This is a genomic window from Methanosarcina sp. UBA5 (genome assembly GCF_002505485.1).
Lineage (GTDB): Archaea > Halobacteriota > Methanosarcinia > Methanosarcinales > Methanosarcinaceae > Methanosarcina.
This window is the reverse complement of record NZ_DAVG01000107.1, coordinates 1-23,341: the sequence shown is the minus strand read 5'-3', so window position 1 is coordinate 23,341 and position 23,341 is coordinate 1. Positions and strand designations below refer to the sequence as shown.

The following is a 23,341-nucleotide window of genomic DNA, read 5'->3' as shown; positions in this document are numbered from 1 at the left end:
AAAAGTAAATTCTGCAGTCGGCGGGGTCATGAAAACCTCAGGATTCTGGTACATCAGGTTGGGGACAGCCCCGCAGTGATCAAGATGTCCGTGGGAAACAAGCACTACCTTTGGTTCCATGCCATTAAGAGGATACTCTGGAGTATATTTAGTTAAATGATAAGATATCTAATTATATGAAGTGATTGAATGAAAGTTTCGGATCTAAAAAAAGATGAACTTATAACAGATTGGTTAAAATCCCGAAGAGCAGCACATAACACGCAGCGAGGCTATCTGATGTCTATGCAGTTTTATACAGACTTTACAGGCATGACCCCTACAGAATTGCTGGAAGAAGCCGAAGCTGAAGCAGAAGCATGTGTATTGGTGAGAAAAAGAAAGATTAAAAGCAGGCTTATAAACTTCAGGGAATTTTTAGAGGCGCGTGAAGTCGCGCCAATGACTGTTAAATCTCGAATGAATGCTGTTAGAAGCTTTTATAAGTCCTTTGACATTCCTGTCCCTGAATTACCCAAAAGTGAGCAGAGGGCACAATCATTACCGCAACATAGAGCAATACCCACAAAAGAAGACATTCGTGAAGTACTAACTATTTGCGATCCTTTAGAGCGAGCTATTTTGCTTGTGGGGGCTTCAAGTGGTCTAGCAGTCAACGAGATAACGAAACTTAGAGTGAAAGATTTCATGGAAGGATATGATGAAGAGACTGGGATTACCACGTTGCAACTGCGGAGAGAAAAAACCAATTATGACTTTATTACGTTTTTGACTCCTGAAGCTTCAAAAGCAGTCCTTAACTATCTCAATTATAGAAATAGGAAAGTTAAGACAAATCAGCAAAAAAGAGCCGAACAACTTAAAAAACAACGCGTGATACTTAAAAAAGATGGAAAACCGGCAGAAGAAGGATATCTATTCATTTGCCGCAATGTTCCTGACAAGTACCTGAAAACTAAAGACGAGTCGTTAAGGAGACTGAATGAAAAGACAGTAATGAATAGATATCGCAGGATATCTGAAGATGCACAGAAAAATACTGAAAAGGGAAACTGGAATATTATTCGATCCCATAATTTAAGGAAATGGTTTAACTCCAGACTTCTCAATGCTGGAGCTGAGCTGTTTTTCGTTGACTTTTTAATGGGTCATAAAATAGACAGTGTGAGGGAAGCCTATTACAGAGCCGATCCTGAAAGTTTGAGAGAAATATATAGAAAGTATATTCCATATCTGACAATACAAAAGGAGGTAGATATAAGCGAAAGTCCTGAATATATGCGGATTAAGCAGGAAAACCAGATCTTACAGGCTGAAACAGTGCGACATATTGTAGAAAGAAGCGAACTTCAGGAATTAAGAGCAGAAATGGAAAAGATAAAAGAAAAAGAAAAAAGAGAATGTAATATTGAAGATGAATTTAAAGACTATATCCAAAATAATCCAGAAATGATTGAACTATTAATTAAAAAAATAAAAGATGAAATTATTAAAGTATGACGAAAATATAACTTTCAAGTATTTCCTTTATCAACAATTACCTTTACCGATGTCGTCTTTGATATTTGTTTGGCAGATCAAATTATAGAGCTATTCCCAAAATGGAGCTCGAAATTATTTTTAACCTTTCAAAAATAAATTATTTTACGTTTTTCCAATATTTTTAGTATCTCTATGATTCCAAAAATGTTTCACTAACTGTCTATTTGTGTTTAATACCTCTTTGAATCGGTTTACAGTTTTTTGGTTTCATAAGGCTAGATAAATCTGGATTTTTTGTATTGAGATAGTATTTTTCTAATTCCCACACCAATTGGCTCATTTTTTCGTGGTCTTCTTTTGAAATAAGATATGGTTGATGGTAATATTTATTTCTAATGGTTTTGTAACTCTCACAAAATAGTTCATCAAGTGTTTCTGTTGTTTTTTCGCTCATAATTACTGGATCTTTAACTAGCTTGTGGGTTTCCAACAGACGAGGGACTAAAGCTATTTCTATTCTATCCTTAAAATCTTGAAGTTCTTTTCCATCGTTTCTTTGAGCATATTCGTAAAGCATCCAAATTAATTGACATATGATACCTGAAATTTCATCCCCTAAAATCCTCCAATGATTATCTTCCGTAATATGCTCATGAGGTATACTATTTGATTCAATATTCATTGAATATTTTGTAGGATTTCCGACTCCTTCTTCGTCGGTTCTATTTATCTTGTTTTCAATACATAATTGTTTTAAACACTTATTCAGGGTATGTTTACTTAATTTTATACCTGTTTCTTTAATTAGCCTCTTATGTAACTCCGTATATCCAATAGGTTGCTTTGCTTCCTTAATTATTTTGAGTACAGTAGGGATGCGACTTTTATATGAAATCTTGGTTGCGGGCATATAGTTTCAACTATTATAATTACTATTTGGTGCTATCATAGTAGCACTAATATATCAGAACTCCCTTATAAAGATATGGTATTGAAAATGTTAAAAAGAAAAATTCAAACCACTGGTAAAGGCAGCTTTATAATTACGCTGCCTAAATCTATAGTTTTAGCTATAGGACTGAAAAAAGGAATGGACTTTGGTATTGAATTGGAAACGAACAGGATAATGTTAACTCCGGTCCCTGTCACCCGCCAAGATGAAGTAGGAACCGAAGACCCAGCAGCCACCGTTTAAGGAGATGCCGGTAAATGGAAAATAAAACTCTCTACCTTAAATCTTTTTCTACTTGGGCAAAGGAAATCCAAAACCAACACCCTAAAATTATTGAACACTGGCTGAACAGCTCCGATCTCTACAAAAAAGCAATGGCAAAAACTATCCTAGAAGCCGCAGAAGAGTCTTAAAACGGGCTGAGAAAGAAGCTTCAGGCCTTTTAATTTGAGGCTAACATGAACAAAATGTCACTAGGAGAATCCTTCTTCGAATTATGGGCACATTTTTACCTGAAGTACCCAGAAGTTATTGCTTTTTGGAAACAGAATTCAGATCCCTTTACAAGAGCTAAAGCTTTATTGATCATCAGGTACGCAGGGGGCAAAAATAATGGGCTGTAGAGCCTCACCCAAACTGATCAGTGATGGGGATATATGGGTTTCATCTAGCGAATGGAAAGAGCTTCCTGAATGCAAGTATCGCATCAGGCAACAGGTCACATGGGCTAATTGTGTCGGGCGTGGTTACCTATGAGCTCAACCACGAATGAAATGTCACAAATAGAAGCTGCAAAATATTATGCTTCAATCGGAATTGTAACACAACCCTTAAAAGGCAGTCGGAAAAAGTGTAAATCGCCAGGAAAACAACCTTTTCTCGATGACTGGCAGAAAATAGAAAAACCATTTACGGACAGTAAAATTGACAGGTTATTCAAGAAAGATAATAATATAGGTTACATTTGTGGTGCCAGATCCAATTTAACAGTAATAGATGTGGACTGGTATGTCAAAGGAATCTGGGATGAAGTTTTGCAAGGTGTAAGTACAGCCGAGTGGGTAATGCAGAGCCACACTACAGTTAAATGGCATTACCTTTTTAGATATTTCCCGGACATCAAAGCAAAGACGTACCAAGAATTAGGTTTTGACATACTCAGTGATACCAAAAAAAAGGACGAAACCGGCATTCCATACGTTGCAGGCAATAACTGCGTTGCAACTCCTTCAATACATCCTGATGGGAATAAGTACCAGATCACCGGAAACATTGAAGATAGACCGGCTATTCCTGAAATCGTAATCAAACGGCTTAAATATGTGGTTCAAAAACATGAGGAAATTAAGGACAAAATACTCCCAAGATGTAGATCTCCTTTTCAGAAACTATGGTCGGCTCTTTTTATTGATAAAACACATCAACTGTATCATCAGACTTCTATCTTTTTCGGTGATAAAGCCGCAAGAGATCGTTTTTTGCACCTTTGTGCTGAACTAAAGGCAAACGGAGCCAATAACGTTCATCTTGATCTTGTATGTAAGTTAGTGTTCGGTGACAGGTACAACAGCTCACAGACTGCTAAAGAGCTTCAGTACATTAACGCACTATCCACAGCAACCGCCGCGTCACTCCTAGCTGATCCAGTTTTTAAGCAGTTCCATACTTACGATGACGGAAAAAAAAGGTATGAGGAGAAAGCTGCCTGTAAAGCAGAACTTGAAAATGGCGAAGATGCAAAGGAGATCACGCAGGCAGAACTAAGCGAAATAGCACAAAGTCTTCATTTAAATAACAGGATGCCAGATTTGTCAAAATACTTGTCAGGAGATCACTTTTTAGTTTTGTTTCCAGATTGGGTATCTGGGTTAACTGATGCGTATTATGAGTACAATGTATGTAGTGGTTTTTGGTTACTGTCGGCATTAACACAAGGAAAAGTTAAGATCGTGCTAAAGCAGGGAACTATAAAACCAAATGTGTGGGCAATGCTTATTGGTCAATCTACCAAAAGCCGGAAAACAACAACAATCAATAAAGCCATAGAAATATGGATGGCTGTCACTGGCGAGGCTTTGACAAATAATGATTTTTCCTTTGAAGGCTATCTGGAAACGCTATCAACAAAGTCGGTTTACAACTTCGTAAGAGACGAAGCAGCTGGTTTACTGGCAAAATACAAACAAAAATACAATGATGGTATTCTGGATGCAGAGTGTACGCTGTTTGATGGTAAAAACTACACGAAAACATTAGCATCAAAAGGTAAAAGAATCACTCAAACCTTTGAGATCAGGGACCCGTACATTACTCACTTATATGCGACAACACCGGATAGGTTATTGTCAAGTATGCAGCTGGAAGACTTTTCTAGCGGTTATGGTGTACGGTTTTTGTACGCGTACCCCACGTACCATAAACCGAGAAAGGACATTGAACTTCAGGACACTGAGGACATTGAGAAGTGGGCATCAGTCACAAAGAGAGCAAAGGTTCTCCATGGTTACTTTGCAAAACAGCCTGAAGTCAAATTCACAATGACCGTTGAAGCCCTTGAAACATATAACCAGATCACCGCAGAGCTTGAAGACGTCACTGAGGAACTGAGAGATGGTTTACTGGATACTGCAGCCGGAAGAGCGCAGGATTACATACTCAAGCTTGCAATGCTAATAGAAATTGGGAAACCTGAGCTTGCAATACTTATCGATACCGAAAAAGATGAGCCAAACTTCACAATTGAGCAGGAAAGCATAGAACTTGCATCTCTCCTAGTTATAAAATTTTTCTTACCTTGTTTTACGAGTATCAAAGATTTGCTTTGCGAGGATATAAAACACAACAATATCGAAAAAATGCTTAGGATATTCCGGAACAAAAACGGGGTATGTAGTAAATCTGAATTGATCCGGTTAGGACATTTTTTGCAACGTGACAGAGACGACGCGCTTGCAGCACTTCTCGAATGTGGAGCAGTAGAAAAACGGAAAATTACGGAAACAAAACAAGTGACTTACGTACTCAGTAATGATAATACCCCGAAAATTGAGATTGAAAGTTTAACTGAAAAATTCCAAAATGTCCAGTTTAAGTCATTCTCCAAAGTTCACAGAACTCGCAGAGTTCGCACTCTTCGCAGTTTCACAAGTGTTTCAGATACCTTTGCGAACTTTGCGAACTCTGAACAGAAAAATGACACCGATAACAAAATCCCATCCCCCGTGATCATCAACGATAAAAGGGTATACACTTGTGAAACTGCGAACTCTGTGAATCCTGCGAATCCTGTGAACTCTGCAGAGTTTTCCAACTTTACCGTTGATCAGGGATGTGTTCCTCAGTTTAATGGGACTACGGGAGATTTAACTCTTAAGAAGCACCCTGATTTAATCGCAGTAGTCACGTTACATTCTAAAAAGTACCGCCGACAATTTGACGAAGGTAACGAAAGCATTAACGAAACTCAAACTATGACGGTAAGTTCAGGCGTTTCTCATCTGGGGTATACTATCGAAAAAATAGAAGAATATCTGAATAAAGAATGCCATGGAAATTCTGTAAATAAACCTATTGATATCCACATTACAGATTTTAAGAGATACTGTCCTGAGTTCAAACAGGTGGATAGGGGGTACCTAGAATATGCTTTCAAGAAAGTACTGAAACCTACTCCGACTTTATATAAAATTCCAGGTAAAGAGGAAGTGGAGTCTCCTGCAGTAAAAAAGAAAAGTATAGGAATTGAGGTTCTGGAAAAGGCATTGAAGGCCGGAAATGAGAAGGAGGATATGAGCCTTCTTTATCTCTATACCGAGACTATGCGCTTTGATCCAAAAGGTAAGAAACCTGATTACCGTAGAGATGAGATAGTCACAGTCCAGTTTTTGACCGAATTAGGTGATTTTTATATTATCAAAGATGAAGAGCTCAACAATTTATCTGATTATAAGGAGCTCTTTGAGAGCTTTACTGTTGTTGGTCATAACCTGAAATTTGATTGTGGTATGTTAAAGCAACAGTACGGTATCAATATCCAGTCTGTTTACGATACTATGATAGCAGAACTAACCTTATTTGGTGGTCCTGCCTCTGTAGATAATTTCCGTACTCAAGGTGACCATGATAAAAAAGGTGTGGCTCTTAAGGATTTAGTTTATCGTTACTGCAATGGACAGAGGATGAGTAAAGGGCTTCAGTGTTCTTTCAGGCTTGGAGAAGAGCTGACATTTGAGCAGATTGAATACTGCCGGAAAGATCTTGAGTATCTTCCTATCATCGTGAAGAGGCAGCAGGAAAGGACAAAAGAGCTCAATCTTGAATCTGTCATAAAAACAGAAATGGCGGTGGTTTCTTCAATTATCTGGCTTGAATTGTCAGGTATACATTATGATCCTGATAAGTTAGGGGAAATTTCAGTAGAATTGGAAAGATTGGAGAAAACCTTGAGGTACGATTTGTACGCTACTCTCAAGACCAGCAAGATTAATTTAAACTCATCTAAGGATATGGTGAAACGGTTTAACCTAGAAGGTATTTCTGTTACCTCAGTAAGGGATGACGAGTTAGCAAAGTTTGATGATCCACTGGTTAGTAAGTATCAGGAGTACAAAAAAATAAAACGTTTAATTACAGGTTTTTCTTCTAAGTTACCAAAGTACAGATCCCCAAAAACAGGTAGAGTTCATGCTTCTTTTAATCAGTACGGCACTAAATCAGGACGTTTCAGCTGCAATAAACCTAATCTCCAGCAGCAGCCAAGTAAATACAAGAAGTGGAGAACTATATTCACAGCTGAGCTAGGAAATAAGATAGTCGCCTGTGATTATTCTCAAATTGAAATTAAGATCCTTGGGGAGAGAGCAAATGAGACTGAAATTATTAAGGCTTATGCTACAGGTGTGGACCTTCATGCTCTGACAGCATCAAAAATATTCAACATTCCAGTTAATGAGATAAAAAAAGAAAGCAGGGAACGAGATATTGCTAAGCAAATCAATTTTGGTCTAAATTATGGTATGTCTGCAACTGGGTTAATCAATGCATTAAGAACAGAAGCAGGAATCGAATTAACAAAAAACCAGGCTGAGACGTATATACGGGCTTTTAAGGAAGCTTATCCTGCAATTACTGCATATCTGAAAAGAATAAGCCATGAAGGGACACAAAAGAGGGAATTAAGAAATGCTGCAAATAGACTGTTAGTTATTGATGAGGATAAAGATGAGAACGCAGCAGGGAGAGAAGCAATGAACTTGCCTATCCAGTCCTTGTGCGCAGATATGATAAAGGAAGCTATTCCTAAGATCCAGTCTAAACTTGAGCCTATGGGTGTAAAGTTCATTAATACCGTTCATGATGAGCTTGTCTTTGAGTGTAAAGCTGAGCAAGCAGAGGAAGTTTGCAGTTTTGTCAAGGCAGCAATGGAAGAGGCAGGAAGGAAATATTTGAAGCAGATTCCTTGCCAAGTTGATGGAAAGATTTCAGATTACTGGCAAAAATAAGGAGTTTGGTAAAGTGTTATTTCAAACATACTTTAAGAATGTAGAGAAAATGAGAGAAGAATACCATGCAGCGAAATTTATTGCGGTATGTAGAGAACGAACACAATGGGTAAATCCTGATATAGTCTGTGATGAGTGGGAGAAAAATCTGGCACCTAGTGGTGAATTGCTGAGGGACTGGAAAGCACATAATATTAACTGGGATGAATATGTTCAGCGATTTCTTGCAGAGATGGAGAAGCCAAAAGCACAGGAAGTTATGCTTACAATTGCAAAAGAAGCTCAAACTCATGATGTCTTTCTGGTATGCTATGAAGGTCCAGGGAAGCACTGCCATAGATACTTACTTTTAGATTTGATAATGAAATTAGCTGTCCAAAATAATATTGAGATTGAGGTTTGTTCTGCAGTTAAGCCCAATAGGAAAGATATGGATTTGTTTTCTTTTTTATCCATTTCATAACAATTTTACCCCAAAATATAGTTTTTTCTAAGGCTCTACAAGCTTTTTTACCCTTGTGCTTATACTGTTAGCAGTTCTAAAAACCTCTCATAAAGTTTCAAAAGGTCATTTATTCAGAGAACTGCGCAAACTTTATTACTCAAGATAATAATACCCTATTACAAATATTATTTACAGGGTAGACACAGTATGGCCTCACAACAATTCAAAATAAGTAAGTGGTGATCTGAAATGAATTGCAATTACCTTCAAGATAATAGGAAGGAAATTGAATCTAAGAAAAAAGACTTCACATACACAGCGTTAGTCGGAGTCGAAGATATCCCCTTATTCAGCTGCCAGACCGGAACCAGCAAATATGAGCCCACAGAGGGAGAAAGGCAAAATTACTGCACCGCTGACTTTTTACATTGCCCGCGACTCTACATCAAACTGTTTAAAAAATAAAGATGTCTTGATTGTTTATTCATATCTTGATATAGTTTATGCAAAATCTCAAAGCCGTGGATACTGTTATTCCTTTCAAGGCTGTTCACGCTCCCAGGGAGAAAGGCAATAAGGGCGGATTTCACCATTTTGGTACATTTCCAGAACTTGAGGATCAGATGTGTGCTGGATACCAGGGGCAGAAAAGTCACCAGCCAGATAGATGCTCTAGTTTATGCCTTGTCAATTTTAAATTTAAATGCGTACGCAAGCAGTGATTTTTAATATACTGGCTTTTAATATTTCTTATTCGAAGAAGTTGGTTATTCTATGGATTCGAATGGTTTTGAGAGCATATGGTCGGATGACTACTATTAACTCATATATGAGCCTTACTTAGGTAATATGCTTTGCTCTTTCTGAACAGGGTGTCCTTGTGACCGTGGTCATATAAGAAGCAAAAGGTAAGAGAAGCCCTTTTTGGATTGAGGATTTGACTCCAATCCAACTTGCCAACTTTGACATTGAGGAATACTGTGAGGGACGCAACCAGTTTACTTCAGATGAGTGGATAGACTTTCTGATAAGAAGCCTTGTAATGGAGCCATCCAACTTCGATAGGCGTCTTAAGTTACTTTTCCTCTCAAGGCTCATACCATTCTGTGAAAATAACTACAACCTTGTAGAACTTGGACCAAGGGGAACCGGAAAATCCTATGCCTATCAAGAAATCTCCCCATATGGGATACTCCTCACAGGTCCTACGACTGTGGCAAATTTATTTTACAATATGAGCACGCAAAAAATGGGACTTGTAGGGATCTGGGACGTAGTAGCATTTGATGAAGTTGCCGATTTACAAAAGATGCCCAAAGAAATAATTACAATGCTTAAAACCTATTGTGAATCAGGGACATTTGCTCGAGGAAAAGAAGCTCTCTCTGCATATGCTTCCATTGCTTTTTTTTGGTAACACAAATCAGCCTGTTGAAGTAATGGTTCGTTCATCCCATCTTTTTGTTCCAATGCCTGCAATTATTAGAGAAGACATGGCATTCATTGATAGAATCCATTATTATCTTCCAGGATGGGAAATTCCTAAAATGCGTTTTGACTTCTTTACAGATGATTATGGGTTCGTTGTTGATTATTTCGCTGAAGCATTACGAGAGCTTAGAAAACAAAATTATACAGATGTGATTGACAAAGACTATTCAATGGGATCACATCTAAACGCAAGAGATGTAAAAGCAGTACGTAAAACCGTTTCAGGACTTGTGAAGTTATTATACCCGCATGGAAAATTTACAAAAGAAGAATTATCCGAAATGCTTGATATTGCTATGGAAGGCCGTAGACGAGTTAAAGAACAACTTAAAAAGATGGGATCTTTCGAGTATTATCAAACATCATTTTCTTATATCGACAATGAAACCAGAGAGGAATTCTATGTAGGTGTACCTGAAGAGGGTGGAAGAAGTATGATCTCCTCCGATCCTCTTGCACCTGGTTCAGTCTATACTGCATCTGTTGATCACGAAGGAAAGGTCGGACTCTATCGAATAGAAGTAAGTGTCTCTACTGGAACCGGGAAACTCAAGACTGCTGGAGGAATTCAAGGTAGTATGAAAGAATCAATCCAACGTGCATTTTCTTATATTCAGAGCCATAAAGTAGACATGGGAATTGCGAGCATTTTTGATACGTCAGATTTCCATGCTGAGGCCATTGACCTTTTATCTAACCGTACATCATGTGACGCAGGAATTGCCTTTGTAATTGCAGTAATGTCAGGGATAAAGAAGCACCAAGTTCTTCCTGGACTATTAATAGTTGGCGATCTGAGTATTCAAGGAAATATCAAAGCGCTTCCGAGTCTTTCAGAAGTACTTCAGGTCGCGATGGATAATGGAGCAAGAAAAGCTCTTATCCCTCTTGAAAATAAAAGAAACTTTTTAGATGTATCCGCAGACATCATGGAGAGAGTCGATCCCGTATTCTATGGAGATCCTATGATGGCTTCCTTGAAGACTTTGGGAATTAACTGATAAAACAAAGCTATTATCTTATATTTTTAACGAAAGAGTGCAATTTGAATACAGAAGCCACATTAGAAAAAGATGTGGATCTATTATACTTTACCTGACGTGCAATTCTCGTACATTTATCATACTTATTAATAAAAAATGTAGTTCTTGATGCCAAACTATGAAGCAAGTACTAGTTGATTCAATGAGTGAAATCAACGAAAAAGATCTTTAACCTATTACCTTTAACTTAATTTCTCGTCACACCTTATAAATATAGATTGAATCAGGTAATTTAAACAAAATAAGATTTAATTAAAACTTAATGCGAGGGATGGGATTTGAACCCCCGAACTCCTACGAGAATAGGCTCTGAGCCTATCACCTTTGACCTGGCTGGGCAACTCTCGCATGTAGGCTTGCTTACTACTCTCTATTAAAATTAGTTTTCTATGTTATACTCTGAATCGAGGGCTTTTGACCTTGCTGGATAACTCTCGTATATTGAAAGACAGATTAAAGGAACTTCCAGTAAGTCAGCCTATAACACAATAGCACAGGCTTTAAGAAAAGCTTACAGCTCAATTTTTTATATTGAATGTATGGTTAATCCTGATAGTAGTTGAGAATATATCTGTAGCTGGCTTAGAATAGCTTCCATTTTAGGTGCTTACTGTTAGAGAGTTGAGAGAAAATAAGGAAAATTAAAATTTATTTTTAGTGGCTAAAAAATCTCATTTTTAAGAGTGATATATTGCCCAAAAGCTCTAAGTATTTCAATATCTAACAAAACTTTTGGTTCATTGGCAAGACTTTGCTTCATTGTCTTACTCAAGACAACAACCATGAAGCGATCGTATCAGAGCATTATGTCCGCAGCAGAGCGAATCCTCCTGATATTGCTCCTCTGACTTTCCAGACCCTTTCCGGCTGATGCCCGAGCCATAGGATCGGCATCTGTAGGCAAGCCGAATGATAGGCCAGTCAGCGCCTCAACCTGCGCTACCGGCACTTGCCAGGTCTTGAACTCATCGTCGAAAAACTCCATGCTCTCCAGATAATTCTTCTGCGTGCGCAGGTAGGCAGTAGCACTGAGCTTCCCGTTTTTATTGACGAATACTACCACCTTCCAGAAATCGGCAGGCAGGAGGTACTCATTGCGGTAAATCATGTCGTCTTCGCGAAAGACAGGACCAATGAATCCCGATATTTGCACATTGGCATTATCTGCGGTCTTCAGTATGTAGTCTTCCACTTCGAGCCAATCATGCTGGTTGAAGCGCTCGTGCTGAGGCGAACAGTTCGTAAAATGGAACGTATCCTCTCCCGCATCCTTGGCATTTGGACCCCAGCAGGGATCTAGTCGGCGAACCAGATGTCCGCGGTCAAGTCGATTGTTTTCATACAATTTGGGTCCGGCTTGATATTTCTGATCGAGACGCGGATCAAAGTACCATTTGTCGCGGCCGCGTTTGATGTTCTCCAGCTTCTTGCCGTCAATATTGACCGCGGTATAGAAGGCCAGCCTTCGATCAGCATTCATCACAATCGAGAAGTGCAGGTAGGTGAGAATCTCGCTCCCGTCCTTGAGCTTTGCGACTTTGGACTGGAGATTATCAGCCAGCTTGGGAAGCGGCAGATGGTACTGAGAACCCAGGAAATCGGGGTTGTAGCCATCCGCCAGATGGTAATGTTTCGCGGGCAGTTCTCCCAGTTCCATTGTTGTGCCGGAAATGGGTTCTGGGGCGGTTATGATCGCAGGTCCGACCGGACCAGTGCCATTGCTGCGAAGCCTGCGCAGAGCTTCGGCCACCATTGGCTCGTTATCGCTTCGCGACTCCAATGCCTGGAAGATGCAGCTGATGCGCACGCCTTCATTGGCTACCCAGGCTATAGTGCTAGGATTGTCGATGCCTTCTCGATATGCCTGACCGTCTGTCTTGAGGATGTTGCCCTGGGCATCTTTCTTTGGTACTCCTGAGTGGTGTAGGCCAACAACCAGCCATTGATCGTTGAATACCGGCGATCCTGAGGATCCACACTCTGAGTCTGTCATATAATGTAGCCAGTTGTCAAAGATATCTACAAGTTCGTTTTCTCGCAGGCAGCATTGCTTGAGACCACCTTCAGGATGCTGAATGATGGAGACGTATTCGCCGATCCGGATCTTTCCCGTGTCTTCAATGAGACGCAGTAATCCGTAATCGGTAAGCTCTGTCCCTTCTGTGGAAAGAGAGGCCATGGATACTAGTGTGAAGTCCAGGTCAGGATCGGTGATGAAGACCTCGTCGGGTCGCAGGTCGAAGGACTTGGATATCTTTCGTCGACCGTTTATATCTTGCTCAAACCCGAACTCTGCAAAACTCTTCCTTGCCAGCTCTGCTGTATCAATGACATGGTTATTCGTTAGCAGCAGATTTGGGCCGACAAGAAAGCCCGTGCCATAACCCTCTGGCCTGCCGAAGGGATTTACAATCTGAATCCTGCAGACAGGTCTGGCCGCGAGCAGTCCAAGTTCCAAATAGGAGATGTCGACAAGATCGCTCTTTCCCATTATCCTTTCCAAGGCCAGGCCATCACCTGGTTTAAGAAAGCTCAGGCGCCTCTCTATGGGCTGTGCCTCCGCCATGATGATTTCACGTCTAAATCTTTCGCTTGGTCCTTCCATTTCAGTAGCTTTCTGCCTGCTATAATACCTTTCAGAGGCTTTTCTCTGTTGCTCTTCTTTTCGGGCATTTTCAATCATACCTTTTCCCCACCATAACCCAATAGTTTGAGATAATTAAAACTTTAAGAAACCGATTTTGAGTTTTGGGATTAACTCAATAAATTGTAGTTATAATTCAATCATGAGAATATACTTAAAATTATATATAGATGAGCATATTTAGTATAAAAATAGACTAAATATAAAAATAGTTTAATTTATAGAGAATGTGAATTCTAAATTTGAGGTATTATACTGATATGCAGTCGAATCACAGTGCTTTCTTGTGTATTTATGGCTCTGATAAATATGATTTTTGATTGAGTAACTTTAGAAGCAAAATTACGCAAAAACTCGTATTAATTTATTCATTTCAGGATTTATTCGTTTAAACAGAAAAATTAAAACTACTTAGACAATAGTGTTGCAAGAAATATTTTTTCACGTTAAATTAAAAGTCTATAACATGCAACCAATGAAACACATATAATTATGAAAGTTGAAAATAATATGGGAAATAGGCGAATGAAAGAACAAACGACTGGGCAGACAATTAACATATCAAAACAGGAACTTGCTGAAGACTCTGGAAAGGGTGCAGTTATAAGAAACGCCGAAATTACAGTCTATAGTGATAATCTGGCCCTAATAAAGGAAAAAAGGAAGCTTGATCTTAAGTCTGACGCCTTTGACCTGGCTGGGCAACTCTCGCAAATTGACTTGTTTACTGTCAAATAAAGTATAGTCCTCTATGTTAAACTCTGAAAAATGTATAAATCGATTTAGCTCATCTAAGCCCTTTTGTTTTAAAATATAAGATGTATACATTTCTTAGTTCTTGTTTTTGCAAAAGTTGTAAACAAACATTTTATTGCTCTTTCTATTCTAAAATTTAGATAAAGTGTTTATATTTAAGAGCTTGTCTGAAAAGTTAGTAACACATGTTGAGAAGTTATAATATATCTATAATATCAGAGTACCCATTCCTATTTTGTATATCACATGTCGTGATACTTCTGGCAGGTAACCATTTTTAGCTAGACTATAAATACAAACGGACTATCTTAGAATCCCAAAGCCAAAGTTTAGTACTTTAATATGCACTATGTAGATCCGTTATCAGGCACTTTGTTTCTCATTAATATATATAGTATTTTTTATAAAGAATATAATGTTGTTTGTATAATTCTAACACTTTAGATAATCAATAGCCTTCACTTCTTAGTGAGAAGAATCTTGATCGATATAAACTCCCTTTTGTAATTATTATTCAGCACTCATTCTTCATTACAGTTAATAGCTGATTTACTATTTATGAACCAATTGTTACTTTTTTCAGAGACTTTATGTATTCATTGTCGCTGAAAGGGAGAATAAAGTGAATAATTTAGACAGTGATATCAAGAAACTACGTGTCCGAGATCCGAAGGTAACCTTTACGCTGAACACGGAACAATCAGCAATAAACATACTTCGTGGTAATCTTGCGGCCCCTGTAAATGTCTCAGAACTCAGAAAGTCACCTTATGAGCATGCTCGTCAATTCCTTCGGGAAAACAAGTCAATAGTCGGGGAGATAGACGAGACAAACGAGTTGATAAATGAAAGGGCAATGACGAACCGCCATGGGATGACACATGTGGTCTTCCAACAAAAGCACGGCGATGCTTTGGTAATGGGAGGTACACTTTCGGCACACTACGGCGCAGATGGAGGAATGTACCTTGTAAAATCCAACCTTACTCCCATAATTGATGTCCCAAAAGAACCAAAAATACCAGCTGATCGTGCTGTGGAAATCGCAAAGAAACATGCGGGAGAAGGAGCATTGCTTTATGAGAATATGAATCCAATCCTTACCGTAGTGGATGCAAAGACATTGCATCTGGATGATGAACCACAGAGATATTATCTTTGCTGGAAGATAGGAGTCATTCTACCTTCTGGGCTCCAGCAAGTAAATTCTTTTTATTTTGTTGACGCTCTTAACGGAGAGATACGCCTTGTTTACCCAGCAGTTCAAATGGGGATAGGAATGGGTCACTACTCCCAAGGCATAGCGCTGAACTCGGAAGCATTTGGAACAACCTACCGACTTCGGGACATAGTAACTTCATTACCATGGCCTGTGACAAACAATAAATTGGTCATCCATCTCTTCGATGACAATGGCTCAACAAGCTTGAACTTGATCAACTATTCTGAAGACTTTAATGATAATTGGGACAATGGAAGGGTTAATCCCTCTAATAGGGCAGATGACCAAAGTGAAGAGGTCGATCTTCATCGTTACATGGGCTATGTCCTAAGTTACTACTACCAGACACATGGACATAATGGCTGGGATGGGAAAGGTGCGGATTCTAGATGTCACGCTCATAACGAGTGTTATCCTAACAATGCTTTTTGGGACAATTTAGGCAACGAGATGTATTTCGCCAGTGGGGATGGTAAATATTATGACTTTATGTGTCCATTGGATGTCGTTGGACATGAGTTCACACATGGAGTGATATCCGGCTTTAATATTCTCCAGCTTTATAAAGGAGAGACTGGAGCGTTGAATGAAGCTATTGCAGATATCTTCGGGGCACTAGTTTCACTTCAATATCCTGCAGAAGTGCCTAATCCTTGGATACATGGCAGTCAGTATGATCTGCCGTTGCACCTTGGTCGAAACATGTCCGATCCAAGCCGCGACATTAACGGTGTCGTTCAGTATAACGACGCTAATGATACTACGAAATTGGAGAGTTATCCTTATTGTCCAGATCACTACAGTATCCGCTACAAACCCCGAATACCTTGGACTAAAAATAACGATTTTGGAGGCGTTCATGTTAACGCCCCAATCATCACTCACGCGGTCTACCTGATGATAAACGGTGGTATCCATCGCCTCTCCAATATCTCAGTCACCGGAATTGGTGTTGCACCTGTTGAAGAAATGCTTTATGAAATCATCTCAAGCGGCTTACTCAATAATACGTCCGACTTTGCGGATTTCTGTATTGCCTTCATCGAAGCATGTCAGACCTTGTATCCAGAGAATCTTGACTATTTGGTTACGGTCAAAGCGGCCTTCGACGCCGTCGGCATCGCTTACGACATCTAATTTCCAAAAATCCAACTCATAAATTAAACCATAAACAAAGAATATCCTGTTACTTGATGGGTAGTACAAAAAAAGGTTCCTGGGAACTTTTATTACTTTGGGAGCGAGGGAGATCACGAATATCTAATTATTAAGAGTGGTAGTGAGTGAACCTTTTATTTAGAGTGGTAGTGAGTGAACCTTTGACTTTTTAAGTTTCGTTTAAATCTCGATACTATTTGTAACAATAGAACCCCAAGTGGTTAATTTCCAAGGTAAACCGGCTGCTCAGTCCAAGAAGGCCTTAGAGATCAACACCTAATATTGAAGTGTACAACTAATCGAGAAATCGATAGCAATAGGCACCAAAATTAGTAAATTCGTTTATTTGTTTTACTACACAAACCCGTGAGATTAGTTTTTAATACGTTTGCGACCCAGCTCGATGCAAATATACCCTGAAGTTATGCGTTCTTCGGGCTTAAATTGACCATGGCCGGAACTGAAGTCATCATCATGCTCTGGGCTCTGATTGCAGTGACGATCCTAAATTCAGGTATATCTTCAGGATCGCTGCCTTCCTGAACACGTATTGTAGAGAATTAATCCTTTGAAGGCCTAACCATCAATAAGGTGACCACTGATGAAGTAGTCACTCTTCTATGGTGACGCCAATGCACCCTTGCATAATCTCGTCCCTAATTGCGGGCCCAACAGATCCAGTCCTGAGGTCCACGATCCTGGTTTCTCCAGCTCCACCATCAGTCTGACTGGTGACAACCAACTGGTGGCTTGCCTCATCGAGAGCACAGTGGCTGGTATACCCTTTAAATCCATCGATCTCACCAATTTTCTTTTTCTGAACTAGGTCGATTACTGCAACTGTTCCGCGATCCCAGGTGCACACATACGCAGTATCCCTGGCGCGGTTCAGCTCAAGGCCGAAGAGCTGTTTTGCCACATTTACCCGATGTATCACCTGACGGTTGACCATGTCTACTATCAAAAGCTGGCCTGCAGCAAAGTCCGTGACGCAACAGAAATCTGGAATTGAGGTGAACTTGATATCATAAGGATGGCAGCGGGATGCTCTGGATTCCCTCAAGGGAATGGAAACCGCGTGCGCTCTCTCTACTCCAGAGGCTTCTAAGTCGTAGACGGACAGGTCTGCACCAAATCTGTTTGTGGCTGCAAGCCACCTCCCACTGGCTGAGACGTCCAGGTGCACGGTCTTGCTTCCCGCAACCATAGATGATAGAAGTTCCAAGGTAGTGCCATTGTGGGCATAGATCTTATCCAGGTTCTCGTCAGCCACATAGATAACATCCCTTTTTTTATCGTAAGCAAATCCCGAAGGAACGCTGACTCCTGGATAGGCAATCTTCTGGAGAACCCTGCCTGCCTTGAGATCTACCAATACCAGGAACCCCTCGTTCTCTTTCAGGTTGTAGTTGTGGAGGGTCACCAGCAGCTTCTCAGGGCTATGAGGATGGATAAAAGAGAAGACTGGATACATCCCCACAGGGATATTTCTGGCCCAATCGCGCTTCTTGATATCTATTTCAGTAACTGAGCAGGCATCAAGATTACAAACGTATGCAGCCCGTTTTTTGAGGAATTTATCGCTTGATTCAGGGAAAATAAGAGCCGAAACCAGAAAGGGAAGTTTAGAAAATGACCTTCGGCCTTTCATCATATAACATCACCGGTCTTTTATCAAGATGTCGCCGTTCGGTTAAATACACTTCGTGAGCTCATCCCAAAACCAATTTTATTTTCACATCATTAACAAAATTAGAACTATTATTTATGATCGGAAATTCGATTGATCATTTGGATTTGAAAATTCAAAGATGCAATTTTGAGTTTTGGGATCAGCTCCGTATATAAAAGGCAAAAAAGTTGCCTTAAAAAGATTATTTTCAGGCAATTGCCCTCAATTTCTCTAACCCTTCATCAATCTTAACCTGAGCATCTTCAATGATCTTTATAAGCTCTGCATGCTTTGGAATTTCCTCCTCTCCCATACTCGGTTTTGCTTGTATGGATGTGCCCACCTGGAATGTTACGATCTGGCCGGGTGCTGAAATGTTGGAGATGATCAGGCCGGACTCCGAGCCGTCCCACAAGTTGGAGGAGGGCAGAGTGTCATGGCTTATGGCAGTGTCCGCCGTCTCTTCGTAGAGATCCATCTCGTCTCCCATATTCCGGTTGGTTTCAAGGTCCAGATGTCCGTCGGCCTGAAGCAATCCACACTGATAATGTTTGGTGGGAGTTCCTCCCTGCCACTCGTTGGACCCCAGTATATCACAATGATATACGGCCAGGCCGCTGGAAGGTATATATTTATCAAGGCCCAACTGAGACCGGTTCTCAATCAAGAAAAATTCATTGGGTTTTCTGCTCTTAAAGATCAGGGCCGTTTTGTAGTCTCCATGCTCTGCCTTATACTCGCCAGGTTTGTCCAAGCAGACCACGTTGTCGCACCATCCCACAAGATAACGCAAATAAGTACCTACTGGGGATGGTGTCCTTCCGCTATCGTTATGGTTGCCTGCGCTCATGAGGGAGTAATAGCCGAGACCTGAGCTTTTCTCAAAATCACCATCTCTGACACCGTAGTCATATTTGTCTGGCCAGCGGCAGAGCATATGGCCGGTCTCATGGCAGAATGTGCCAATGCTCAAGTCCTCTTTGCTCCGACCAAGGCTGGAAAGCATATAGAAATGGGTCTTCATGTTGTCGCGTTCGAGATCCAAGAAGTAATTATGGGGCCAGAGCTCTCCTATGTACTGAGTCTGGCCTGCATAGAGGAAGTTGATAGCATCCACTATTCGCTCATTTCGAGAGTCGAAATCCTTTAGATTTACGCCGCTGGCTATTGCCAGGTCCAAGGCCTCCTCGACCAAGAGATGATCGGCATAGTATTGCCGATTCTTGCTCAAGGTTACCGGCCCGACAACCTCATTGGTGTAATCCAGTTTTCCTCCGGACATTAGCTGGAAGTACTCTCGGGCTGAGCAGAAATTGCCGTTCTCGGTGTAATTTCCTCCGTTGAGCATATTATCCACGTCTTCCCGGGTGACAGTGCTTTTCACATCTTTGAACTGGACCATAATGGTCAATCCCTTAATGTTTCCCTCGGATAATCTGCGACCTTCAAGAAGACCCTTATTGGGCCCATAGGTCCGGTAAGCTGGAACCGGAGGATTCATCTTGGCATACTTGGTCTCGAACTTGGCATTTCTTACCTGTTCGGATTCCTTGAGATGCCGCCAAATCTTCGCGGGTGGAACACAGCTTAAGTCCACTCCGCTGGAGAAGAATTCGCCTTTGATCAGATATGCGTAGCAGAACCGCCCTAAATCAATATCATAGCCCACGGTATACCCGTCCAGGTTCTCGTAGCGGGAATAAAATTCATCACCAAAAACTCTAAGCTTTACATCAGGTCCCTTCTCCTGAGAGAAGGTGAGTATCTCCCCAGTTATTGCACTCATCTTCAACCATCCACCTAGTATTCGCTTTAAAATTTTTTGACAAAATATTCTATAAACCGTTTAACCTGATCTCATAAGAGATAATTTGGATTTGTAGAAATCTTCTGAAAGAATGGATCTCCATTAATTTGAACTGAATAATCCGACACATTTTTGTTCATTTTTTTCCAGCTTCTTGTAGCTGATTTCGATAGTTTTTCTACATATAGATTTACTATAAAGCCGTTTTAACGATGGTTTTTTTCTGTTGGTTAATATAACCAACATTGGCTCTTCGTTTTTTTAGTGGGTAACTTCCATTCATCTTCCGAATGTTAAAGTAGCATATATAAATAGAATCATTTGTTGTTGAAAATCACATTCAAGCTTGATGCTTTTTCTTTTTGGTCTGGCTACTTTCTAATAAAGCTTTTTTTCAACCCACACAAAATATCGAATAATCCTCACAATTTTATATATATATATTAATATAAAATGGCATATGAAATTATATTTAGAATCTATTGTTTTTATAAAGAATTCTTTTTTTATGTTTAATCTTATTTTTCAAGAAATCTAAAGATTTTTTAGCATCATGGGGAAGATGTCTCTATTACGGCGATTGGTGCAACAGGATTTACGAGTTCTTACTCAAGTTATTATTATTCCCGTAGAGCATGGAAGCTTCGAAAAAGCTTTCTGAAAACTTCAATATCAGTAGACACGAAAAAGAAGGGAATATTAGGATAGAAGATTAGCCAGAAAACAGATCCTAAAATCAAACATGAAAATGCTCTCTAAGACAATCAAACAGGACGAGAAAAATCACAATGTTACGTGATGGATAAAGGGTATGCTTCCGAAAAAATTCATGTTCTAATTAGAGAAGAGATCAAAGCAGGCTCAATTATACCTTTAGTAGAGAAAAAAGAAGAAAGTTGGGGGGAATATAGAAAACAATTGCATTTGGTCTTTAACAAAATTAAGAGTCTATTCGAAAAGTGTTGTTACCTGCTGTAACTTTTACAATATGCAATATGTAAAACCGAAACGGATGCCCGGATACTTAGACCTGTTGTAACTTTTACAACATGCCATTATTGACTTTTCGGATAGGCTCTAGATACAATCAAAGGGATACATCAGAGACAACATTCTCTGTAGTGAAAAGGAAGTTTGGGGAAATAATTAAGGCAAGGAAGTTACGTAACCAATGAAAGGAAATTAAATTTAAACTGATAGTCAACATAAACAAAAAAAGCAGGGAGATGAATTGCATCAAATTAAGGATTTCTACAGAGCCGATAATTTATATATTAATTAACATAATAGGTTTGATGGAAATGAATGATGCTAATTGATCTTTATATGGCAGCTAACGTCGGGAGAATCTTTTTTCGGCCTTTTGCATGCGCACCTCATCTGATTCTTCTAGATGTTTTTCAAGTCCAGGTGGTGGATTAAGGCTTAAATCAACTCCGCTGGAGACGAAGCGGCCATCTTTTAGTCGGGCATATGTGAATTTCCCTACAGTTTCATCGTAAATCACGGTGTATCCTTCTTCCGTTTCGTAGCGAGCGCGGAGTTCATCTCCAAAAACCCTCAGCCTTACCTCAGGACCGTTTTCTTGATCAAAGCTCAGTAATTCCCCAAATATAGCTGTCATCTCTTATCCGTCCACAGTATACCATAAAAATACTAATATATTGATAAAATGTTTTTGCAAATAAACCTTTTTCCATCCCTACTAATGAATATGTCATCTTGGAATCGTTTCCCATTTTTTTGAATAAAACCCATAAATATAAAATATTTTTTGATTGTATATAACTTCAAAAATTAATATTTAATTTAAAATTTTTAAAAACATTACCGTGATTATTTTGCAGTTGCGTACAAAAAATTTGAGTTACTATTACAAAAATAGTAGTGAGAGGTGATTCGAACCCACGAATACCTTCATAAACGAATCTTAAGTCCGTTGCCTCAGTATCCAATCTTACAGTAAGTCAAAAAATGTAAATATAAGATCATGAACAAAAATAAGAGGAGCTAATAAAAAAGTTTGATGCGAGAGGTGCGATTCGAACGCACGAACTCCTACGAGAATAGGCTCTGAACCTATCGCCTTTGGCCTGGCTGGGCAACTCTCGCATGTTGAAAGATAGTTTTTTGTATTCGTCTATTCTTTACTTAAATATTATTTTACTGCTAATTTCTTCCCTTTTCCTTGAGTCTTCTACAAAACATTTAGTCCTGTATGTTAGACTCTGAAAAATGTATATATTGAAGAAAAACAGAATTGAAAGGTGCTTTGAACAAAAATTTAGACGCCCCGAAGGAGCTTCCCTGTTCTTCGAGAATAATAATGACTCGCATATGAACTCGTAAACCCGGTTGCATCTAATTTGCATGCAGGTGATCTATGCATGGCAAAATTGGAAATGACTAAAGTAGTGGCATTCCAAAAATCATAATTTTTGCAACGGAACCAATTTTTGGATTTTATAGTTTTAATTAGCAAATAATTTTCCAATATTAAAATCTTTAAAAAAAGTACTAATTATTTTTGTGATATATCCTACAAGTATAGCGGAAATGATTGTTCCTTCTCCCAACCCATTTATAGTTCTAAAAGCAAAAAGTGAAATGACAACTGCTGTTAGAACCAATGTACAGTCAAATATAATTTTTATAGTTCCAAACTCTTTTCTCGTTTTATTGGCAATAGTTTTTACTAAACCTTCACCAGGATTTATGATTACATTAGCTACAACTTCTAAACGTACTCCTAAAGCAAGAAGAATGCAACCAAGCAATAGAAGAATGATTTCGTCAGAATAAAAATTTGAATTTACAAAAGCGAATATTTTCATTCCAAAATCTATGAAGAAACCAAAAAGCGGGCCCACCAATACCTGAAGATATTGTTCTTTTGGAAAATCTTTTTTTAATATCAATATTTGAATAAGTATAAACAAGAAGCTTACTAAAAAAGTAGTTACTCCAAATGTAAGAGGGAATATTAAACTAAGTACATATGAGACACTTGCAATTGGAGAAGTCCCTAAATTTGATTTTGTAATTAGGTCTACTCCTAATCCCATAAAAAACAATCCAGCTACTAAAACAAAATATCTCATAACTATTTTAAAATTTATCAACTTCTAATTCTCCTAAAAATAGGCATCATGCCCTGTTTTTCATAAA

General features: G+C 39.2%; 18 protein-coding genes and 2 tRNA genes. 11 read left to right on the top strand and 9 right to left on the bottom strand.

Annotation, left to right across the window (positions count from 1 at the left end):
* The coding region (locus BP621_RS12505) for an MBL fold metallo-hydrolase (protein ID WP_292390451.1) at positions 1–168 on the bottom strand (168 nt) is incomplete at its 3' end.
* Positions 169–189: 21 nt separating this feature from the next.
* Here BP621_RS12505 and BP621_RS12500 point away from each other — a divergent pair.
* Positions 190–1,500, top strand: a complete 1,311-nt coding sequence (locus BP621_RS12500) for a tyrosine-type recombinase/integrase (RefSeq protein WP_292390448.1) — start codon at positions 190–192, stop codon at positions 1,498–1,500.
* A 202-nt stretch (positions 1,501–1,702) separates the two neighbouring features.
* Here BP621_RS12500 and BP621_RS12495 read toward each other — a convergent pair whose 3' ends face one another.
* The gene (locus BP621_RS12495; RefSeq protein ID WP_292390447.1) at positions 1,703–2,392 is read right to left on the bottom strand and encodes a hypothetical protein; all 690 of its coding nucleotides are present in this window, start codon (positions 2,390–2,392) and stop codon (positions 1,703–1,705) included.
* A gap of 75 nt (positions 2,393–2,467) precedes the next feature.
* On the opposite strand from BP621_RS12495, the gene BP621_RS12490 reads away from it, so the two are divergent.
* From BP621_RS12490 to BP621_RS12455, 8 genes are all read left to right on the top strand, one after another.
* Complete coding sequence (locus tag BP621_RS12490; protein ID WP_292390445.1) at positions 2,468–2,677, top strand: AbrB/MazE/SpoVT family DNA-binding domain-containing protein; 210 nt, start codon at positions 2,468–2,470, stop codon at positions 2,675–2,677.
* Positions 2,678–2,691: 14 nt separating this feature from the next.
* The gene (locus BP621_RS12485) at positions 2,692–2,847 is read left to right on the top strand and encodes a hypothetical protein (RefSeq protein WP_292390443.1); all 156 of its coding nucleotides are present in this window, start codon (positions 2,692–2,694) and stop codon (positions 2,845–2,847) included.
* A gap of 199 nt (positions 2,848–3,046) precedes the next feature.
* Positions 3,047–3,190, top strand: coding sequence for a hypothetical protein (locus BP621_RS12480; RefSeq protein WP_292390442.1), 144 nt, complete (start codon positions 3,047–3,049; stop codon positions 3,188–3,190).
* Positions 3,187–7,935 (top strand): DNA polymerase, encoded by a 4,749-nt coding sequence (locus BP621_RS12475; protein ID WP_292390440.1) that lies wholly within the window; start codon positions 3,187–3,189, stop codon positions 7,933–7,935. The genes BP621_RS12480 and BP621_RS12475 overlap by 4 nt, the downstream gene beginning before the upstream one ends.
* Complete coding sequence (locus BP621_RS12470; protein WP_292390439.1) at positions 7,904–8,398, top strand: DUF488 domain-containing protein; 495 nt, start codon at positions 7,904–7,906, stop codon at positions 8,396–8,398. The genes BP621_RS12475 and BP621_RS12470 overlap by 32 nt, the downstream gene beginning before the upstream one ends.
* A gap of 485 nt (positions 8,399–8,883) precedes the next feature.
* The gene (locus BP621_RS12465) at positions 8,884–9,102 is read left to right on the top strand and encodes a hypothetical protein (protein WP_292390438.1); all 219 of its coding nucleotides are present in this window, start codon (positions 8,884–8,886) and stop codon (positions 9,100–9,102) included.
* Between the two features lie 215 nt (positions 9,103–9,317).
* Positions 9,318–9,797, top strand: a complete 480-nt coding sequence (locus BP621_RS12460; RefSeq protein ID WP_292390436.1) for a BREX system Lon protease-like protein BrxL — start codon at positions 9,318–9,320, stop codon at positions 9,795–9,797.
* Positions 9,742–10,872, top strand: a complete 1,131-nt coding sequence (locus tag BP621_RS12455) for a BREX system Lon protease-like protein BrxL (protein ID WP_292390434.1) — start codon at positions 9,742–9,744, stop codon at positions 10,870–10,872. The genes BP621_RS12460 and BP621_RS12455 overlap by 56 nt, the downstream gene beginning before the upstream one ends.
* A 305-nt stretch (positions 10,873–11,177) precedes the next feature.
* On the opposite strand, the gene BP621_RS12450 is transcribed toward BP621_RS12455, so the two are convergent.
* Together BP621_RS12450 and BP621_RS12445 are read right to left on the bottom strand one after the other, a co-directional pair.
* Positions 11,178–11,262 (bottom strand) — tRNA-Leu (locus BP621_RS12450).
* Between the two features lie 448 nt (positions 11,263–11,710).
* Positions 11,711–13,597 carry a DNA/RNA non-specific endonuclease gene (locus tag BP621_RS12445; RefSeq protein WP_292390433.1) on the bottom strand — a complete coding sequence of 629 codons (1,887 nt, stop codon included), beginning with the start codon at positions 13,595–13,597 and terminating at the stop codon, positions 11,711–11,713.
* A gap of 486 nt (positions 13,598–14,083) precedes the next feature.
* Between BP621_RS12445 and BP621_RS12440 the strand changes: the two genes are divergently transcribed.
* On the top strand, positions 14,084–14,296 hold the full coding sequence (locus BP621_RS12440; protein ID WP_292390431.1) for a hypothetical protein: 213 nt from the start codon (positions 14,084–14,086) through the stop codon (positions 14,294–14,296).
* 640 nt (positions 14,297–14,936) lie between these two features.
* Positions 14,937–16,673 (top strand): M4 family metallopeptidase, encoded by a 1,737-nt coding sequence (locus BP621_RS12435; protein WP_292390430.1) that lies wholly within the window; start codon positions 14,937–14,939, stop codon positions 16,671–16,673.
* Between the two features lie 631 nt (positions 16,674–17,304).
* Here BP621_RS12435 and BP621_RS12430 read toward each other — a convergent pair.
* The 5 genes from BP621_RS12430 to BP621_RS12410 all read right to left on the bottom strand — a co-directional run bounded on the left by BP621_RS12430 (position 17,305) and on the right by BP621_RS12410 (position 23,295).
* Positions 17,305–18,348 carry a YncE family protein gene (locus tag BP621_RS12430; protein ID WP_292390428.1) on the bottom strand — a complete coding sequence of 348 codons (1,044 nt, stop codon included), beginning with the start codon at positions 18,346–18,348 and terminating at the stop codon, positions 17,305–17,307.
* A 226-nt stretch (positions 18,349–18,574) separates the two neighbouring features.
* On the bottom strand, positions 18,575–19,768 hold the full coding sequence (locus tag BP621_RS12425; RefSeq protein ID WP_292390449.1) for a M6 family metalloprotease domain-containing protein: 1,194 nt from the start codon (positions 19,766–19,768) through the stop codon (positions 18,575–18,577).
* Positions 19,769–21,506: 1,738 nt separating this feature from the next.
* A complete protein-coding gene (locus BP621_RS12420; protein WP_292390426.1) occupies positions 21,507–21,797 on the bottom strand; it encodes a hypothetical protein in 291 nt (96 codons plus the stop codon).
* Positions 21,798–22,200: 403 nt separating this feature from the next.
* A tRNA-Leu gene (locus BP621_RS12415) sits at positions 22,201–22,285 on the bottom strand.
* Positions 22,286–22,644: 359 nt separating this feature from the next.
* Positions 22,645–23,295 carry a YczE/YyaS/YitT family protein gene (locus BP621_RS12410; protein ID WP_292390424.1) on the bottom strand — a complete coding sequence of 217 codons (651 nt, stop codon included), beginning with the start codon at positions 23,293–23,295 and terminating at the stop codon, positions 22,645–22,647.
* Positions 23,296–23,341 lie beyond the last annotated feature (46 nt).

Excerpts from the sequence above, each read along its gene's own strand:
- BP621_RS12475 (WP_292390440.1), top strand. The coding sequence starts at position 3,187 with ATGAGCTCAACCACGAATGAAATGTCACAAATAGAAGCTGCAAAATAT.
- BP621_RS12465 (WP_292390438.1), top strand. The coding sequence starts at position 8,884 with ATGCAAAATCTCAAAGCCGTGGATACTGTTATTCCTTTCAAGGCTGTT.
- BP621_RS12425 (WP_292390449.1), bottom strand. The coding sequence starts at position 19,768 with ATGGTCCAGTTCAAAGATGTGAAAAGCACTGTCACCCGGGAAGACGTG.
- BP621_RS12490 (WP_292390445.1), top strand. The coding sequence starts at position 2,468 with ATGGTATTGAAAATGTTAAAAAGAAAAATTCAAACCACTGGTAAAGGC.
- BP621_RS12470 (WP_292390439.1), top strand. The coding sequence starts at position 7,904 with ATGGAAAGATTTCAGATTACTGGCAAAAATAAGGAGTTTGGTAAAGTG.
- BP621_RS12440 (WP_292390431.1), top strand. The coding sequence starts at position 14,084 with ATGAAAGAACAAACGACTGGGCAGACAATTAACATATCAAAACAGGAA.
- BP621_RS12445 (WP_292390433.1), bottom strand. The coding sequence starts at position 13,597 with ATGATTGAAAATGCCCGAAAAGAAGAGCAACAGAGAAAAGCCTCTGAA.
- BP621_RS12430 (WP_292390428.1), bottom strand. The coding sequence starts at position 18,348 with ATGATGAAAGGCCGAAGGTCATTTTCTAAACTTCCCTTTCTGGTTTCG.
- BP621_RS12495 (WP_292390447.1), bottom strand. The coding sequence starts at position 2,392 with ATGCCCGCAACCAAGATTTCATATAAAAGTCGCATCCCTACTGTACTC.
- BP621_RS12420 (WP_292390426.1), bottom strand. The coding sequence starts at position 21,797 with ATGACAGCTATATTTGGGGAATTACTGAGCTTTGATCAAGAAAACGGT.
- BP621_RS12480 (WP_292390442.1), top strand. The coding sequence starts at position 3,047 with ATGGGCTGTAGAGCCTCACCCAAACTGATCAGTGATGGGGATATATGG.
- BP621_RS12485 (WP_292390443.1), top strand. The coding sequence starts at position 2,692 with ATGGAAAATAAAACTCTCTACCTTAAATCTTTTTCTACTTGGGCAAAG.
- BP621_RS12500 (WP_292390448.1), top strand. The coding sequence starts at position 190 with ATGAAAGTTTCGGATCTAAAAAAAGATGAACTTATAACAGATTGGTTA.